This is a genomic window from Companilactobacillus nodensis DSM 19682 = JCM 14932 = NBRC 107160 (genome assembly GCF_000615905.1).
Taxonomy (GTDB): Bacteria; Bacillota; Bacilli; order Lactobacillales; family Lactobacillaceae; genus Companilactobacillus; species Companilactobacillus nodensis.
In genome coordinates, this window is sequence record NZ_BAMN01000020.1 from 1 (window position 1) to 17,020 (window position 17,020).

Annotated in this window: 18 protein-coding genes and 2 pseudogenes; all 20 read left to right on the plus strand. The window is 39.4% G+C overall.

Annotated features, from left to right (window positions below):
* Positions 1-183 precede the first annotated feature (183 nt).
* The 20 genes and pseudogenes from JCM14932_RS11200 (at position 184) to JCM14932_RS11295 (ending at position 17,018) form a co-directional block, all read left to right on the plus strand.
* Positions 184-1,188, plus strand: a complete 1,005-nt coding sequence (locus JCM14932_RS11200; protein ID WP_025024927.1) for an LCP family glycopolymer transferase — start codon at positions 184-186, stop codon at positions 1,186-1,188.
* A gap of 222 nt (positions 1,189-1,410) precedes the next feature.
* Complete coding sequence (locus tag JCM14932_RS15430; protein WP_025024928.1) at positions 1,411-2,430, plus strand: Abi family protein; 1,020 nt, start codon at positions 1,411-1,413, stop codon at positions 2,428-2,430.
* Positions 2,431-2,601: 171 nt separating this feature from the next.
* On the plus strand, positions 2,602-2,790 hold the full coding sequence (locus JCM14932_RS11210; RefSeq protein WP_025024929.1) for a hypothetical protein: 189 nt from the start codon (positions 2,602-2,604) through the stop codon (positions 2,788-2,790).
* Complete coding sequence (locus tag JCM14932_RS11215; protein WP_025024930.1) at positions 2,760-3,443, plus strand: hypothetical protein; 684 nt, start codon at positions 2,760-2,762, stop codon at positions 3,441-3,443. The genes JCM14932_RS11210 and JCM14932_RS11215 overlap by 31 nt, the downstream gene beginning before the upstream one ends.
* Before the next feature lie 106 nt (positions 3,444-3,549).
* Complete coding sequence (locus JCM14932_RS11220) at positions 3,550-3,828, plus strand: helix-turn-helix domain-containing protein (protein WP_025024931.1); 279 nt, start codon at positions 3,550-3,552, stop codon at positions 3,826-3,828.
* Positions 3,829-3,912: 84 nt separating this feature from the next.
* Entirely contained in the window at positions 3,913-4,965 is a 1,053-nt protein-coding gene (locus tag JCM14932_RS16070) for an acyltransferase (protein WP_025024932.1), read from the plus strand.
* 83 nt (positions 4,966-5,048) lie between these two features.
* Entirely contained in the window at positions 5,049-5,597 is a 549-nt protein-coding gene (locus JCM14932_RS17750) for an EpsG family protein (protein WP_025024933.1), read from the plus strand.
* Positions 5,594-6,106 (plus strand): EpsG family protein, encoded by a 513-nt coding sequence (locus JCM14932_RS17755; RefSeq protein ID WP_025024934.1) that lies wholly within the window; start codon positions 5,594-5,596, stop codon positions 6,104-6,106. The genes JCM14932_RS17750 and JCM14932_RS17755 overlap by 4 nt, the downstream gene beginning before the upstream one ends.
* 167 nt (positions 6,107-6,273) lie before the next feature.
* Complete coding sequence (locus JCM14932_RS11240) at positions 6,274-7,050, plus strand: YveK family protein (protein ID WP_025024935.1); 777 nt, start codon at positions 6,274-6,276, stop codon at positions 7,048-7,050.
* Positions 7,051-7,052: 2 nt separating this feature from the next.
* A complete protein-coding gene (locus JCM14932_RS11245) occupies positions 7,053-7,775 on the plus strand; it encodes a CpsD/CapB family tyrosine-protein kinase (protein ID WP_025024936.1) in 723 nt (240 codons plus the stop codon).
* Positions 7,776-7,822: 47 nt separating this feature from the next.
* A pseudogene (locus tag JCM14932_RS15440) lies at positions 7,823-8,475 on the plus strand (sugar transferase).
* A 12-nt stretch (positions 8,476-8,487) separates the two neighbouring features.
* Complete coding sequence (locus JCM14932_RS11255) at positions 8,488-9,195, plus strand: glycosyltransferase (RefSeq protein WP_025024937.1); 708 nt, start codon at positions 8,488-8,490, stop codon at positions 9,193-9,195.
* On the plus strand, positions 9,159-9,566 hold the full coding sequence (locus JCM14932_RS11260) for a glycosyltransferase (protein WP_025024938.1): 408 nt from the start codon (positions 9,159-9,161) through the stop codon (positions 9,564-9,566). The genes JCM14932_RS11255 and JCM14932_RS11260 overlap by 37 nt, the downstream gene beginning before the upstream one ends.
* The gene (locus JCM14932_RS11265; RefSeq protein WP_025024939.1) at positions 9,563-10,633 is read left to right on the plus strand and encodes a glycosyltransferase; all 1,071 of its coding nucleotides are present in this window, start codon (positions 9,563-9,565) and stop codon (positions 10,631-10,633) included. The genes JCM14932_RS11260 and JCM14932_RS11265 overlap by 4 nt, the downstream gene beginning before the upstream one ends.
* A 4-nt stretch (positions 10,634-10,637) precedes the next feature.
* Entirely contained in the window at positions 10,638-11,639 is a 1,002-nt protein-coding gene (locus JCM14932_RS15445) for a glycosyltransferase family 2 protein (RefSeq protein ID WP_025024940.1), read from the plus strand.
* A gap of 16 nt (positions 11,640-11,655) precedes the next feature.
* Positions 11,656-12,552 (plus strand): glycosyltransferase family 2 protein, encoded by an 897-nt coding sequence (locus JCM14932_RS11275; protein WP_025024941.1) that lies wholly within the window; start codon positions 11,656-11,658, stop codon positions 12,550-12,552.
* 13 nt (positions 12,553-12,565) lie between these two features.
* A complete protein-coding gene (locus JCM14932_RS11280) occupies positions 12,566-13,504 on the plus strand; it encodes a capsular polysaccharide synthesis protein (protein ID WP_025024942.1) in 939 nt (312 codons plus the stop codon).
* 12 nt (positions 13,505-13,516) lie between these two features.
* Positions 13,517-14,634, plus strand: a pseudogene (gene glf / locus JCM14932_RS15450) (UDP-galactopyranose mutase).
* Positions 14,631-16,055: an oligosaccharide flippase family protein gene (locus JCM14932_RS11290; RefSeq protein WP_025024943.1), complete on the plus strand. Its 1,425-nt coding sequence runs from the start codon at positions 14,631-14,633 to the stop codon at positions 16,053-16,055. Before glf ends, JCM14932_RS11290 begins: the two are co-directional and overlap by 4 nt.
* A 6-nt stretch (positions 16,056-16,061) precedes the next feature.
* A complete protein-coding gene (locus JCM14932_RS11295; RefSeq protein ID WP_034543312.1) occupies positions 16,062-17,018 on the plus strand; it encodes an LCP family protein in 957 nt (318 codons plus the stop codon).
* Positions 17,019-17,020 lie beyond the last annotated feature (2 nt).

Here is a 17,020-nt window from a genome sequence, read left to right on the forward strand (position 1 = left end):
AAGGATGATTTTTATACGTGTTTTGTCAATCAAAGGAGGCGGATAAAAAATATATTAAATTCTTCATAAACGGTATAAAAACCGTAATAAAATCGTATAATGGAGATATGAATTTATAATTCAATTTCAAAAGTCGTATTTTATGAAGAATATGATTTTTGGATCATATTAGGGGGAAAACATATGCAAAATAGACATAAGAGCCACAAGAACCGCAACTTAAGAACTTTGCTTATTGCATTTCTTTTGTTGTTCGTCTTCGGCGGAGCTGCTATGGGTATGTCAAAGTATCGTAGCGTTAAAGAATCAGTTAACAGCTCATTCCAATCATCTGGCGTAAGCGCACATGATGTTGGTAATAAGCTTAGCTCAAAGAGACCTATCTCAATCTTGATCATGGGTACTGATACAGGTTCTGCTAAATTGACAAGAGATTACAAGGGACACACAAACAGTATGATGGTTGTTACTATCAATCCTAAGACTAACAAGTCAACTGTAGCTAGTGTTTCTGGGGAAACAGCTGTAAACATTCCTGGATACAAGAGTGAATCACCAGCTCCACTTAACAAGGCTTATGAATTAGGACAAGCTGGAACAAGTGTTAAAACTGTTCAAAGCATGTTAAATGTTCCTATCGACTTCTACATGTTACTTAACGTTGGTGGCTTGAACAAAGTTATCAATGAAGTAGGCGGAGTTGATGTTACACCTACATTATCATTCAGCTTCGGTGGATATAACTTCACTAAGGGTGTTAAGACACATATGAATGGTAACAAAGCATTGGCATACGCTGGTATGAGCAATGACAAACTTGATGGTGACTACGGTCGTCAAAATCGTCAACGTGACGTCTTGACAGCTATTGTTAAACAATCAGGTTCAATTTCAACATTGTTGAACCAAGACTTCATCGATTCATTAACTGACCAAGTTCTAACTGATCTAACATTTGATAACTTGAAGACAATCGGTACTGACTACCGTGATGCAACTAAGGATGTTACTGAAGATCACTTACAAGGTACAGCTAAGAAAGTTAACGGCGAGAACCTACAAGTCGTAACTAAGAGTGAATTGCAACGTGAAACTAACGTTCTACGTAAGAGTCTAGATTTGAATAATGCTAAGACTGGTACTATTCAATATGTACCAGCTGCTACAACAACTAGCTCAGCATATTAATTTTTGATATTGTATTAGCGCTTCTGCATTTGCAGGGCGCTTTTTTTTATGATTGTTAATAAATTGCCGAATATTGTCGTTTTTTATGGAAATATGTTTATTGGAAGAAAGATAAAAATAATTGACTTATTAAATTAATGCTTTAGAATTAAGGATATAAGATCAAGTCTGGAGTGCCTACGGGTTCCAGACTATTTTTTTTCTCAGGAAGGATTAAAACAAATGATTGAGCCGAAGCCATTCAAATCTTATAATCAGCAACTTAAAATATTGCGTGAACGTGGCATGGATATTCCTAAAGGATATCAAGCTTCTAAAGTTATTAAAATATTAGAACTAGAAAATTATTATAGTGTTATTAATGGTTATAAGGATATCTTCTTGGAAAGGGATCCTGTGACGGGCTCAATAGTTAAACCTGAAATATTTAAAAATGGTACTACATTTAATGAAGTTTCATCATTGTATTTCTTTGATCGTGATTTGCGAAATATATGTTTAAAATATCTTCTTAAGATAGAAAGTGCTTTAAAAACAACAATATCTTATCGTTTCAGCGAAAAGTTTAAGGGTCAGACGAATCCATATTTTAATCTTAATAATTATACGAATGATTCTGGTCAGACTTTAAATGTTGCAAGAAATATAGCAACACTTTCAAATACGATATCACGTAAAAGTAAGGATAAATCTATAAACCACTACTTGACTGAGTATGGAACAGTACCATTGTGGGTACTGGTGAATATCTTAACTTTAGGAAATATTAATCATTTCTATGTTTGTTTGGATGACCAGTTAAAAAATTCTATTGCTGAAGACTTTAGTAAGTATTTTAATGATAGTGGAAGACAGCTAAATAACCAGTTGATACATTTACAAGGTCAAGATATTGAAGGAATATTGAAGATTACTAATGATTTTAGAAATGTCTGCGCACATGAGGAGATACTTTATAATCATGTTTTGATGAGGCGTCCTAAGATTAGAACACTTGAGAAGTATTTGGATACTGATTTATCTTCTCCTAAGGCCAATTTATATGTTTTATTGACAATGATGCGTTTCTATCTTTCGAAAGAAGATTGTCAATTGTTGTTTGATGGTGTTGAAGGTTTATTTAAAGAGTATGTAGGTAAGATTAAGACAGAATCAGTCGATTTTAAATTAGTATTAATAGCAATGGGATTTAATAGGGATCGACCAGAGTTATTTAATGATGTATTGAAGATATATGGTTAGGTACTATTTTTGTGGGATGAATTGTATAGAAGTATATTATAATATGTACTTCTTTTTTTATCTATCGTAACGGCAGCTATGCCCTGTTTTAAATATAAAGCATACAATTGCTACTAACATTGTCCTATAATTATTTGTATAAATTACAAGTTAATTCTGGGGGAATTGCGTATGGACTGGGGTAATATTGCTGATTGGGCGAATGTACTAGTAACCGCCATAGGTTTTGCGGGAGCAGTGTTTTCATTTAGAGAGTCTAAGGATTCTGATTTAGGTGTTTCTTTGAGTGATGCCAAGAGCCAAGTTATAAGACCCATGGTTATGAAGTTATGGTTACTAACAACAGTGATGATCATTTGATTTTGGAAAATCATTTTGATAGTAGTGAGAATGGTTTTAAACAATTCTGTAGGAACTCTATTAGTGGAAAGAATATTAAATATCCCTATTTGATTGATGGTAATTTTATTAACAAGAGAATCGTCAAGGCCCACGAAGTTGCAGAGCTTTGGGCATTTCAACCATATCTATTGGATTACTTATCTGGGGAAGATCATATTATCAAGACCACAAAGGATAATCCTAAAGAAGCTAATAAGGAACGCAGAAGTGTGATGAAGGCCAATGCTGGTAAGAAACATCCCGTTCTAAGACTTGAATTTGAAGATATGGGTAAGAACTACCGTTATAGGTGGTATATGCCTAAGTGGATCAGAAACAGATACATCGTTATGTTGTTCTTGGATGACAATGACTACGTGAAGTATGAGGTTCATTTCCATAAGTTCCGCAAGAGTTGTCGAAGATGTAAGAACCCTGATCGAGAGGTACTTGCTGATTCGGTGTTCTATCCTGATAAGCCAGCATCTACAGATAATGCTAATTCAGTGAATGACAAGCCTGAAGCTGTAAAAATCCCTAAGTCAACAGGTAAATTAGATGATAGTTGCTTATCTAAACAAGATTACGAGAAATTGAACAAGCTAAAAACCGTTAAGAATAATCGAAATTAAAACTTTCCAATTTGTACACCCAATGTAAATGAACTTTACAATTCAAAATGTTACCATTGTATACGGAGCCATTGAATTGAATATGCGACTTGAAAGGATGTTTCAATTGAGAGCAAATGATTTTTCAACTTCCTCAATATTTGCAGACAATGAATATTTGAAGAGAGCAATGGGATCTAAGCAATTTGACTTGTCGATGGAGATAATCAAATTGGAACGTGAACTTAATTTGTCACAAAAAGAGGCTGCTGCAATTCTTAATCTACCATTAGATAGGTTCTTGAAGTATGAAGCAGGAGACCGACGTATCCCTGAAGATAGATTTCAGAAGGTCATCGACGAGTTGTCTGATTTGCGTGATGATCGTAACGGTGTACTTAGTTAATTTACATTTGAATATTAAGGGCGGCTTTGCACGATTGCAGAGTCGCTTTTTTGATTTTATAATTACACGTATGGGGGATGAATTATGAAACAACGACAGTCTAATTTTGAATTACTGAGGATCATCAGCATGTTCCTTATTGTTTTGCATCATTATGGGATTCATGGCACGTTTTATGAGGGGACCTTTTCGTGGCAGAAGGTGGGAATCAACCTGGTCACTACCTTTGGAAAAGTTGGTGTGAATATTTTTGTCTTGATCAGCGCGTATTTTTTGGTTACCAAGACTTTTAAGTTGGAGCGAGTCTATCGACTATTGCTGGAGACGATATTTTATTCGTATGCGGTTCTAGCAATATTTTGGTTCTTTGACCGCAGTAATCCGACACTAACTCATACCAATATTATTCACTTGTGGTTTCCGATTCCATTGGAGTATTGGTTCGTCAATGCGTTCTTGTTCATGCTCTGTATGTCACCATTCCTGAATATTTTAATTCATAATATTTCAAAGCAAATGTACATATACTTATTGCTATTCTTAACTCTTATCTGGGTAATAATTCCCACATTTTCAACTTTGAAACTAGCTGGTTACAGTGACTTTGCCTGGTTTATCTATTTGTACTTGTTAGCGGGATTCTTTCGAAGCTACGATTTGCATCTTAGTGTGTCAACTTTACGATGGTTATTTTATGGCACGGTAGCTATTACTTTGTTGCTAGTAACGGACTTTAATCTTTTGGGTCGAAGTAATCAGTTCTTCATGGATCATGTGATCTTCTTCCTTTTCCAGAACAAACTTCCGATTGTATTAATGTCATGTTCATTGTTCTTATTAGGCAAGAATTGGAATCTTGGCAGCAGTCGCTTCATTAATATCGTTGCATCGGGAACGTTAGGCGTATATTTGATTCACGATAATGTGGTGATCCGTTCGCTACTGTGGACGGCAGTTAATAATGCTCAATACAAGACATTAGTGAGTTCGGTTGGTATGGGCATTGTGGTTTCAATAATTATTTATATCGTCTGTACCGTGATCGATTTGATTCGGCAATTGTTCTTGGCTAAGTTCATGAATTGGTTAGCCGTAAAATTGGCTAATGGAACGCGTCGATTGTTTGGTGCGGATTGAATAAGCAATTTAATGCACTAAAATAGAAATGTTTAAACAAATGAGTTATTCTTGTTCACAAAGATATTTGTGGGGTAAGAACAATGATTTTTTACTCGATTAATTTAGCAATTTTTTTAATTTATAGTTTATTTACTAACAGCTATTACAAAGACCGGCGAGCGTACTTTTGGTTGATATTGATTCATTTGACCTTGTTACTTGGACTACGCTCTAGCATTGTGGGAACTGATACACCGCAGTATGTCAGCTTTTATTTGGCACAGAACTCGAACTTCAATGGTAATGGTACGCTAGTTTATTCTGCAGTCAGTGGGTTGATCAATCACTTAACTAATGGTAATTATCATGTTTTTTTGTTCGTCTTATCATTGGCTACAGTGTTCTGCATTCTCAAGGCTGTCGAATTATTCAGCGGTGATGAGAATCTGATGTTTCTAAGTATTTACATTTATATCACGTTCTACTTTTACTTTGAGAGTTTCAACATTCAGCGGCAGATGCTGGCTATTTCAATGGTCATGTTGGCGATGGCTTTGTTATATCGTCATCACTTTGTTGGGTCGATCGTATTATTCACGATGGCTGTTGGTATTCACAGTACGGCTATTTTTGCATCGTGGGATTTTTGATTTGGTACATTAAGAAGTCCAAGTTGACCTTTAGTTTGATGATAATTGTGGCAGCCTTGTCCAACTTATTCTTGAACAGTCTGTTGAGCAACTTTTCACAATTATTCGATCATTATCAGATGTACACTGATGCAGTTTTGATATCTGGTGGCGGAACGTTATTGTTAGGAATATTCTTATTAGTGATGGTCTGTTCCGCAATCTTTTTGACTGATATCTTGCATGATAAGTCAGCCGCATTCACTATTTTTATGACGGCTATTGGTGCAGTGCTCTATATCGTTGGCTCTAAGTCACAGCTGATCATTAGAATGGCAGACTACTTTGCTATCTATTCGATCATTGCTGTACCGCAGGCTGTTATTGCGATGGGAAGAAGATTTCGCAATCAGCGGTTGGTCGACCTTGTTCTGACAACAATAGTGATTTTCGTTGGTCTAGCAATCTTTTATTACAAGTTAATGAACAATCTAGGGGAGATAATCCCATACAGTCTCAATAGCATTTAGACTTCGGTCTAAGTGCTATTTTTTTGTCTAATTTCACAAACTAGACGAATCGTAAGATTGGTTCTAAATATTATCTAACCTGTCTAAACATGGTCTATGATTTGGCATAACTACAAGATAGACACAAATCTAGATCTTGCAGTGAAAATGTGTACGGGAGGACGACTGTGAAATCAGAGCAAATGGCTAACACGACTAGTATGATCGAGATTCTCGGCATACTTCGTAAGCATATGAAAATGATTATTATGACAACTTTAATCACGGTATTTGCGACGGGATTCGTTACCTTCTTTGTCCTGAATCCCAAGTATGAATCGACGACTGAAATCCTAGTTAATCGTAAGATGTCAGACGAATTACAGGCAGCACAGTTTCAGCAGGTTCAAGCAGATGTTCAGATGATCAGTACTTACAAGGATATTATCACCAGTCCAACAGTCTTGGATGATGTTAATCAAGAAGTCCAGAACTATCCAGGTTATCCGGGTTCGGAGTTGGCACTTCAGAAGTCGATCTCGATTAGCAATCAGCAGAATTCACAAGTATTCTCGGTGACTGCTAAGGCGACAGATCCGAATACAGCGGCGGCTATCGCAAATATGACGGCTGATGTTTTTAAGAAGAAGGTCGGCAAGATTATGAGTATCAACAATGTGTCGATCGTCTCGAAGGCTTCACCAAGTAGAACGCCATATAGTCCTAGGAAGACATTGAGTTTGATCGGTGGTCTGATCGTCGGATTGATTCTAGGAATTGCTCTAGCACTGATCCGTGAAGCTACTGATAAGACCGTAATCAATGAGAGCTTCTTAACTGAAGATATGGGCTGGGTCAACTTGGGCCAGATCAACGAGATCAGCAAGAAGTCGTTTGAAGAAGTGTCTGGTATCGGTTCAACAAGTGGCGTTCGTAGTTCTAATCCTAGTGATCGGAGGGTTTGATGATGTTTGGTATGAAAAAAAACAAGCTTGATTCTACTAGCCAGAAACATGGAGTCAACTTGATAACTTATAACCATCCCCAAGATGTTGTCGCGGAACAATTTCGTACCATCCGTACGAATATTCAGTTCACGGCGGTAGATAAAAAGATCAAGTCGATCGTCTTCACCTCTTCAGAGCCATCAGAAGGCAAGTCAACAGTCAGCAATAATTTTGCTGTAACGTGCGCTAATCAAGGTTCGAAGGTGGTTTTGATCGATGCAGATCTTCGCCGACCGACGATTCACAAGACATTTGGTTTGGATAACAAAGTTGGACTTTCGAATTATTTGTTAGGAAATGCCAAACTGGATGAAATTTTACAACCAGCATTAGTCAGGAACTTATATATCATCCCGAGTGGACCGATTCCACCCAATCCATCTGAGTTGCTGGGAAGTGTCAGAGTTAAGGACTTGATCAAGGAATTGGAATCGAAGTTTGACATGTTGGTCTTGGATGCACCGCCCGTCAATACCGTCACTGATACACAGGTCTTGGCAACAGTAGTTGATGGAGTAGTGATGGTCGTGCCGCAAGGTATTGCCATGAAGGCAGGCGTACGACACGCTAGAGAATCGTTGGAATTGGTCCATGCCCATATTATTGGAGCCATTTTGAATCGAGTAACGGTTCAGAAGTCAGTTTATTATGGCGGCGAATATTACGGTGCGGAGAAGAAGTAAGGGTATCAGGTCATTTGAATTGTGGGAGATTCAAAGGGGCCCTTTATATGGAATATTGGAAGAATTCGGTAGATGTTGTTTATCAACAACATCGTTATGTATATCGAATCATTAAACGAAGTTTGATTTTTTTGCCAGTCTAATGGGATTGATATTACTGTCACCTTTGTTTTTGACATTAGCAATTGCCATCAAACTTGATGATCCACACGGACCGGTTTTTTACGAACAAATAAGAATAGGTAAATTACAAAAGCCGTTTGAAATGTTCAAGTTTCGTTCAATGTGTATTAATGCAGACAAGCAAATTGATAAGTTAAAATCTCAAAATGAAATTTCAGGAGCAATGTTCAAAATAAAGCATGATCCAAGAGTTACTAGAGTAGGCCACTTTATCCGAAGGTATAGCCTGGACGAATTACCACAGCTAATGAATGTAGTACTTGGAGAAATGAGTCTTGTAGGTCCACGGCCACCACTTCCAGATGAAGTTGAGAAGTATGACAATTATGACCTTCAAAGGCTAGATGTCAAACCGGGATGTACAGGGTTATGGCAGGTATGTGGTCGTAGCAATGTCAGTTTTGAAGAAATGGTGCGACTGGATTTGGAATATATCAATCGTCGTAGTCTCTTATTTGATTTATATATCTTTATTCGAACTATTAGTTTGTTTTTCAAACCCAATGGAGCTTATTAATGAGGTGATGATATGAAAGTCTTAGAGATCTGTGAAGCGTATGGCGGTGGCGTTAAGCGTCAAGTCGATTATTTAAATCAATTTGATGACACTAAAGATATTGAAATGACCACATTAGTCAGTTCTAAGCGTGGCGCAGAGATACCGAATAAGTATCTAGTAGATGATCGTCTTTCGGCATTTCCGAAGCATCCCTTCAGATATTTGTCGCTCATGAAGTGTCTGCACAAGCTGATCATTGAAAAAAATATTCAGTTGGTCCACGCCCACAGCACGATTGCCGGTATCGCTATGGTGGTTTATAAGCTGTGTTATCACGATGAAATACCAGTTGTCTTCACGCCACACGCGTATTTTTCAGAAGTCGATCGTGGGTGGCTGAAGAATGTTTTATTGAAGATTGCTGAAAAATTCATGAGTCATTTCTTTACCAAGGTCATTCATGTTTCAGCTGATGAAGAAGACTACGCCCTCACCAACAAACTTGTTAAGCAATCGCAATCGGTCGTCATTAATAATGGCGTACCGTTTCACGAATATGAGAAGATCTCACATGCAAATATTGATTTCGTTAATGTCGCCAGATGTGACTTTCAGAAGAATCCGCAGTTGTTCATCAAGATTGCACAAAAAATCATCAAGCTATTCCCGATAGTCGCTTCATCTGGGTCGGTGATGGACCGATGCTCAATGAGTGTCGAGCCGAAGTCGTTCGATTAGGTCTGGAAGATAAGATTCAGTTCGTGGGCTTCCGCACTAATCCTTATACCTACCTAGAGAAGTCGGATATCTTTATTTCCACCTCAAGATACGAAGGTCAGCCGTTCTCAGTTCTTGAAGCCATTTCCGAGAAGATGCCGCTGATTATAACTGATGTGATCGGTCATAAGGAATTGGTCGATGACAATGGAGTTTTACTGACGGATGAAATCATTGCCGACGACGCTCAATTGGTAGCAGCTTTTCGAAGGGTGATCAATCATGAGCCAGAATACTCACAGGCGAGTTATCGATTATTTGCGAAGAAATACGATGTTATGAATATGGTTGATGCGATTGAACAAATATATTTGTCAGGAGTAGCAGCATGAAAAATATCGATGTCATCGTTCCGTATTTTTATCCACCATATATCGGTGGCACTGAAACTGTTCTTCGCAAGTGGAATAAGTATTTTTCTGATCATCAATTGCCTGATATAAAAGTAAGATTCATCTTGCCATTCGCTTATCGCAATAGCGACGTCTTCGATGCTTGCGGCAACTGTTATTATGGCTGGCGCGTTAGTGACAATAAGTCGATGCGAGGAATCGGTGTTTTGAATCTGTTGATATATCTGATCTTCACTCGAGCTGACAACATCATTGTTTTGTCACCGAAGTATATCAATCTAAGCCACAAGGTTCGCAGAATATTTCATAAGCACTATCAGATCACAGATTGGATTCATTTTTCGTTAGCCAAGATGTTCGTTGGTGATCGCAAGTACTTCAAGCGGGCAGACTATCACTTAGCGATTTCAACTGGTATCAAGCAACAACTGCTGAAGATGCAAATACCTGATAGTCGGATCTTTTCAGTTTTCAATCCTATTGAACAATCTAATGAGCAGATTCCAGCGGCTGCAGACCCTAAGTATATTTATGTCGGACGTTTGGAATATCAACACCAAAAGAATCTTCAGGAATTGATCCGCGGGTTCGAAATGGTCAAGCAGGAATTGCCGCATGCAAAACTGGAACTGTGGGGCGATGGACCAGATGTTGAAGGTCTGAAGCGCTTGGTCAATGGCCTGCAACTAGACGACAGTGTTAGCTTCAAAGGCTGGCAAAAGGATCCGTGGAGCATGATCGATTCGGCAACAGCGTTTGTGTTGACCTCGACCTATGAAGGATTGCCGATGTCGATCTTGGAAGCAATGTCTCATGGGATTCCGGTCGTCGCAGCCAATGTTTCGACTGGTCCAGCGGATGAGATAACTGATGACAACGGGCTGTTGTACGAAAGCGGCCGTTTGAATGAGTTGAAGAATGACTGTATCGAGGTCAATGAGAATCGCAAGCACTATGATGCGGCAACGATTCAGAATTCTATTAGTAAGTTTTATACACAAAATTATTTTTCGAATCTAATCAAGATTCTAGAAGAAATGGGGTAAGCCGATGGATAAATTATTATCGATTGTTGTCCCAAGTTATAACGCTGAAAAATTTTTGGATAATGTCTTAGGTCATTTGGTCGAATGTAAGACGTTGAATCGCTTGGATATCATGATTGTCAATGATGGTTCGACTGATAAGACAGCGGAGATCGGTACTGATTATGCAACTAAGTATCCCGATTCCATTCGCCTGATATCTAAGGAGAATGGCGGTTACGGTTCGACTGTTAACGCCGGTATCATCAATGCACGCGGTCGGTACTTCAAGGTCGTTGATGCTGATGATTGGTTGGATCCCCGAAACCTCGATCGATTCATGGGGTTACTGAAGCGAACAGATGTCGATCTGATTTTGACCCCGTTTTGGGCGTTCAATGATAAGTCGAAGCACAAGCATGTGGCGGCTATCAGACCAGATGATATCAAGTGGGGTCAAAAGTATTATTTGAAGGAACAAGGCATCGATCCCGTTCCTAGCATGCACACTTATACATTGCGGACGAAGCTACTGCAAGAGAATAGCATTCGACTCGATGAACATGCTTTTTATGTTGATATTGAATATATTCTTTTTCCGATTCCATACGTTAAGACATTTGAGTTCATCAACATGCCGCTATATAACTATCGAGTTAATCAAGCGGTGCAGTCGATCAGCTTGGAGAATATGCGGAAGAATCAGCAGCAACATAGTTTGGTCGTCGATCGAGTCAATGCTTATATTCATGAGCATACTGATGGATTGAATGATAATCAGCGTGAGTTGATGGTCAATCGGCTCAGTCGGATGATTGCAACTCAACTCAAGATAATTTCTTTATCACCGATTCGTTTAGAAACCAAACGTGAGCTGAGTAATTTCTATTCAAAAGTCAAAGATGAGTATTACTTCGAAGTAAATGACGTCAATCTGCCGATGCGTTGGTTGATCAAGTCACGTTTTTATCTCTTCCCAGTGATTCATTACTTGGCAATTTTAAAGATGCAACTTGTACATTATTGATGAGAAGGCGAGGGTCATGAAAGTTACAGCACTAGTGGTTACGTACAATCGGATGAAGTTGTTACAGGAATGTTTATCAGCCATCGAAATTCAAACCACACCAGTCGATCACTTGATCGTCATCGACAATCATAGTTCTGATGGAACTAAGGAGTTTCTGGATAAATTTGCGGATGACAAGTTAGATGTCGTTCATATGCCACAGAATCTTGGCGGTTCAGCCGGTTTCTATCGTGGGATGGAGGAATTCATTGCCAGTAACGATGATGAACTGCTTTGGTTGATGGATGATGATACGATTCCTGAACCGGATACATTACAAAAACTACTAGCGGCTAGTCACAATATTTATGACTTCGGTTTCTTAGCCAGTAACGTTCGTTGGATCGACGGGACCCCAGCATTGATGAATATCCCTGTTGTGGATCCACTCGATTGGAATCAGAGCGCTAGCAGCGAGGACTTTTATCCCGTCATCAAGTCAGCGTCATTTGTTTCGCTGATGTTACCACGTTCAGTTATCCAGCAAGTTGGACTGCCGTATAAGGAATTCTTCATCTGGGGTGACGATGCTGAATATACGTCCCGGATCAGTCAGCATCATAAGTCGTACTTCGTACCTGACAGTGTGGTTATTCATAAGATGAAGCAGAATATTGGTGTTGATATCGTGACTGATGATAGTAATCGACTAGACCGATATTTCTACTCATTTCGCAATCGCATGTTCTTAGCTCGACAACATCACGGTAGGTTACGTTTGAAGTCATATGCCGGTATGAGTTGGGAATTAGTACGAGTGGCCTGTGGTCGGAAGGTCAAGAAGCGTGGTAAGAAGCTCAAGGTCATTACGCGAGGCATGGTATCAGGCCGTTTCTTTAATCCGAAAATCACATATTTACACAGGAACTAAAGGGATGATTTTTATGTCACAATCATTTTTGCATCTATATTTGACCGGTATTTATAAGTCAGAGGCAGCACTTAAGAAGTTCACCAGTGGGAAGAAGTCGATCCTACCAAGTTTTGTTTATGATCCTTATCATTATTTGGTCGAGAAGGAAATCAAGAAGACGATTCAAGATGTGCCGACGACTTTTTGGCATGATGAATTGATCAAGACTGATCCAGTCCTGACTGACAAGATCGTCTGGGTCATGTGGTGGCAAGTGACTGATGTACCAATGTTTGTTCAACGAAATATCGCGCTGATGCGAGAACGTCTGAATAAACGAGTGATCGTTTTGAATCAAGAGAATCTCGGCGACTTCGTACAAGTCCCTGAGAATATCTTGGAACGCTTGAATAATCATCAGATCAGCTATCAGACTTTTTCAGACTATATTCGGATGAAGATCCTATTTGAATATGGCGGTGTGTGGCTCGACAGTACGATCTATGTTGGTGAGCACGATAACTTCTTGAATCAATTGAACTTCGCCGACCACGCACTGATCACAGTCAAAGGGATTCAGAGTTTTGGCAGTAAGTTCATACCGAAGGGACGCTGGGTCATCTACTGTATCGGTGGTCGTTCTGGACAGATGTTATTCAAATTTGTCGACGATTGTCTATCTTATTACATCGAGAATGGCATCGCGACACCAGATTATTTTTTGACCGATTATTTATTTGACATTGCCTATAAGAATAACATTGGCGGCTTCCGTGATAAGTTACGACAAGTTCCTGCTAACAATGTTGACTGCGAGGCATTGGCACCACTGATGAATCACAAGTTTGACGAGAGTGTTTTGAAGCGGATCACCAAGAATACTAGTGTCTTTAAGCTGTCGAATAAGATCAAGTATCACAGTCGTACCGCGGATCAAGATAAAACTTTTTACAGTTATTTATATGAATAAATGAAGGTGAAGTTGATGGAATATTTAGTTGTTGGTTCAGGGTTATTCGGAGCTGTCTTCGCAAATGAAGCGGCTAAGCGTGGCAATCACGTGACTGTGATCGAGAAGCGGGATCACATTGGCGGCAACATTTATACTAAGCCGATCGAGGGTATCCAAGTTCACATGTATGGAGCACATATTTTTCATACTCGTTCTAAGAAAATCTGGGATTACGTTAATCAATTTGCGCAATTTAATAATTACATTAATTCACCGATAGCAAATTATCATGGCGAAATCTACAATCTTCCGTTCAACATGAATACCTTCAACAAACTCTGGGGGGTGATAACTCCGGCACAAGCACAAGCTAAGATTGAAGAACAACGTGCCGAACTTAATTTGATGAAGCCTCCTAAGAATTTGGAAGAACAAGCTAAGTCACTGGTTGGCACTGATGTGTATAAGAAGCTGATCAAGGGATATACCGAGAAGCAATGGGGCGCTAAGGCAACTGAATTGCCGGCCTTTATCATTCGCCGTATTCCGGTACGATTCACGTATGACAATAATTACTTCAATGATCCATACCAAGGCATACCAATTGGCGGTTATACTCAGATCATCGAACAATTACTTGATAACAAATTGATCGATGTCAGAACCGAAACAGACTTCTTCGCTGATCGAGCCAACTATCTGAAGGATTATCCGAGGGTTGTTTTCACCGGGATGATCGATCAATTCTTCGATTATGAATTAGGTGAATTGTCCTATCGCAGTTTGAGATTTGAAACTGAGATCAAAGATGTCGATAACTATCAAGCAACGCGGTCGTAAATTATACAGACGCCGAAACACCTTATACCCGTATTATCGAGCACAAGCATTTTGAGTTTGGTGCCGGTAATAAGCATAAGACGGTGATCACTCGTGAATATCCGAAGACTTGGCAACGCGGGGATGAACCATATTACCCCATCAACGATTCGGTCAATAAGCAACTGTATGCACGATATTTAAATTTGGCTAGGAAGACATGTCCCGATGTTTTGTTTGGCGGCCGTTTGGGCTTGTATCGTTATTACGACATGGATCAAACTATCATGGCTGCACTTGAATTGGTTGCACATGAATTCGGTCGATGAAAGTCGTTAAGAATTACTTGTACAATGCCTTCTACCAAGTTTTTATCCTCTTAGTTCCCCTCGTTACGACGCCGTATTTGGCAAGAGTTCTGGGTCCAACTGGCGTAGGGATCAACTCCTATACCAATTCGGTTATCCAGTATTTTATCGTCTTCGGTAGTATCGGTGTTGACCTGTATGGTAATCGCCAGATAGCTTTCGTCAGAAGTAATAAGCAACAATTGACACAGACGTTCTATGAAATATTCTTCATGCGGATAATTACCATTCTCATTGCTTACGCAGCTTTTGGAGGATTTTTGTTATTGAGCGGTCAATATCAAACTTACTATTTGGCACAGTCAGTCTCACTGATCGCAGCGGCGTTCGATATTTCCTGGTTCTTCATGGGCATGGAAAATTTCTACGTGACCGTAATCAGGAACTTTGTCGTCAAGATATTGACGCTGATCAGCATCTTTACTTTCGTCAAATCATATTCTGACTTAGGAATCTATATCTTTATCCTATCGATGTCATTATTGCTAGGTAATCTGACTTTGTTCCCAAGTTTGAAGAAGTACTTGGTCAAAGCTGATCTGCGACACTTGTCGATCTGGCGTCATTTGAAACCATCATTAGTCTTGTTCTTACCGCAAATTGCAATGCAGATATACGGTGTGTTGAACAAGACGATGTTGGGGGTAATGGTGTCAGTTCAAGCGACGGGGTATTTTGATCAGTCGGACAAGATGGTCAAGATGGCACTGGCAATCGTCACTGCGACTGGGACGGTTATGTTGCCCCATGTTGCTAATGCTTTTGCTAGAGGCGAAGTTGAGAAGACACGCCATTACTTATATCAGAGTTTTCGATTCGTCAGCGCAATTGCGATCCCGATTGCCTTTGGATTGATGGCTGTGACTGCAAAGTTCGTCACACTATTCTTTACAAAGCGGTTCTTGGCAGTCATTCCCATCATGATAATCGAGTCAATCGTGATCATCTTGATTGCGTGGAGTAATGTTTTGGGGATTCAATATTTGATTCCGACTAAGCAGATGAAGTCGTACACTATCTCAGTTGTGGTCGGTGCGATCGTCAATATTATTTTTAATATTCCACTGATCATCAAGTGGGGTGCAGTTGGTGCCACGATTGCGACTGTCTTATCAGAATTTTCGATTACTATGTATCAGCTATTTGCAATCAGGAAGCAGGTCGATTATCGGAAGCTATTCGGGGACTTTTCGAAGTACTTGATTGCCGGTGTTTTGATGTTTGAAGTCGTCTTTGAACTCGATCGAATCCTGCCGATATCTTGGAAGATGCTGATACTAGAAGTTGTCGTAGGCATGGTTTTTTACATAGGATTATTGATTCTATTTAGAACGAAGATCATCGATGAAGCAAAGTCGTTGATTCACAATAGAAAGAAGTAGATAAATATGAAACGTTATAACAAAAAGCATATTTTGAGAAATGTTTTATTATCGTTATTAGCCTTCGTGTTAGTCGGCGGCTTAGGTCTAGGATTGTCACGTTACCGTGAGGTCAAGAGTGCCGTTAATGGTTCGTTTGATCCTGTAGAAATTGCGGGAAGTCGTGACACGAATGCTTTATTGAAAGCTAAGAAGCCAATTTCAGTTTTACTTATGGGGACAGATACTAGTGACTTCACCCGTTCATATGCAGGTAAGACTGATACAATGATGGTTTTGACCATCGATCCTAAGACTGAGAAGACTACTATCACAAGTATTCCTCACGACTTAGCTGTGAAGATCCCAGGCTACGACAAGTCACCTGCTCAGATCAGTGCAGCCTATGAACACGGTCAAGCAAAGTCCAGCATTACTACAGTTCAAAAACTATTGAACGTCCCAGTTGATTACTATGCCTTGATCAATATTTCTGGTATGGAGAAGGTCATCGATAAGATCGGCGGCGTTGATATTACACCATCAAACAGTTTTACTAGTGATGGATATAGCTTCGAACAAGGCGTCAAGACTCATATGGATGGAGCTAAGGCCCTAGCATATTCACAAGAAACAAGTTCTAGTTCAACTGGTTATTTGGCACACGAATCTCGCCAAGGAACAGTTATGGCTGCTATTATGCACAGATGTACATCGATCAGAGCTTTGATGAATCCAAGCTTCCTCAAGACTTTGAGTGATGAAGTTCAAACTAACATGACCTTTGACAACATGACCACAATTATCAAGAATTACAAGCACTTCACTGAAAAAGTCGATGATACTCATATTGCTGCCACAACTAAGACTATCGATGGTCAAACATTCGAAGTCGTTAGTCAAAAGGAACTACAACGTGTCAGTGACTTCATTCGTGGTGGCTTGGAATTAAAATCTGAAAAAACTGGAAACATTCAATATTAGGT

Coding starts and splice junctions, on each gene's coding strand:
- JCM14932_RS11200 (WP_025024927.1), top strand. CDS start 184: ATGCAAAATAGACATAAGAGCCACAAGAACCGCAACTTAAGAACTTTG.
- JCM14932_RS15430 (WP_025024928.1), top strand. CDS start 1,411: ATGATTGAGCCGAAGCCATTCAAATCTTATAATCAGCAACTTAAAATA.
- JCM14932_RS11210 (WP_025024929.1), top strand. CDS start 2,602: ATGGACTGGGGTAATATTGCTGATTGGGCGAATGTACTAGTAACCGCC.
- JCM14932_RS11215 (WP_025024930.1), top strand. CDS start 2,760: ATGGTTACTAACAACAGTGATGATCATTTGATTTTGGAAAATCATTTT.
- JCM14932_RS16070 (WP_025024932.1), top strand. CDS start 3,913: ATGAAACAACGACAGTCTAATTTTGAATTACTGAGGATCATCAGCATG.
- JCM14932_RS17750 (WP_025024933.1), top strand. CDS start 5,049: ATGATTTTTTACTCGATTAATTTAGCAATTTTTTTAATTTATAGTTTA.
- JCM14932_RS11245 (WP_025024936.1), top strand. CDS start 7,053: ATGTTTGGTATGAAAAAAAACAAGCTTGATTCTACTAGCCAGAAACAT.
- JCM14932_RS11255 (WP_025024937.1), top strand. CDS start 8,488: ATGAAAGTCTTAGAGATCTGTGAAGCGTATGGCGGTGGCGTTAAGCGT.
- JCM14932_RS11260 (WP_025024938.1), top strand. CDS start 9,159: ATGCTCAATGAGTGTCGAGCCGAAGTCGTTCGATTAGGTCTGGAAGAT.
- JCM14932_RS11265 (WP_025024939.1), top strand. CDS start 9,563: ATGAAAAATATCGATGTCATCGTTCCGTATTTTTATCCACCATATATC.
- JCM14932_RS15445 (WP_025024940.1), top strand. CDS start 10,638: ATGGATAAATTATTATCGATTGTTGTCCCAAGTTATAACGCTGAAAAA.
- JCM14932_RS11275 (WP_025024941.1), top strand. CDS start 11,656: ATGAAAGTTACAGCACTAGTGGTTACGTACAATCGGATGAAGTTGTTA.
- JCM14932_RS11280 (WP_025024942.1), top strand. CDS start 12,566: ATGTCACAATCATTTTTGCATCTATATTTGACCGGTATTTATAAGTCA.
- JCM14932_RS11290 (WP_025024943.1), top strand. CDS start 14,631: ATGAAAGTCGTTAAGAATTACTTGTACAATGCCTTCTACCAAGTTTTT.
- JCM14932_RS11295 (WP_034543312.1), top strand. CDS start 16,062: ATGAAACGTTATAACAAAAAGCATATTTTGAGAAATGTTTTATTATCG.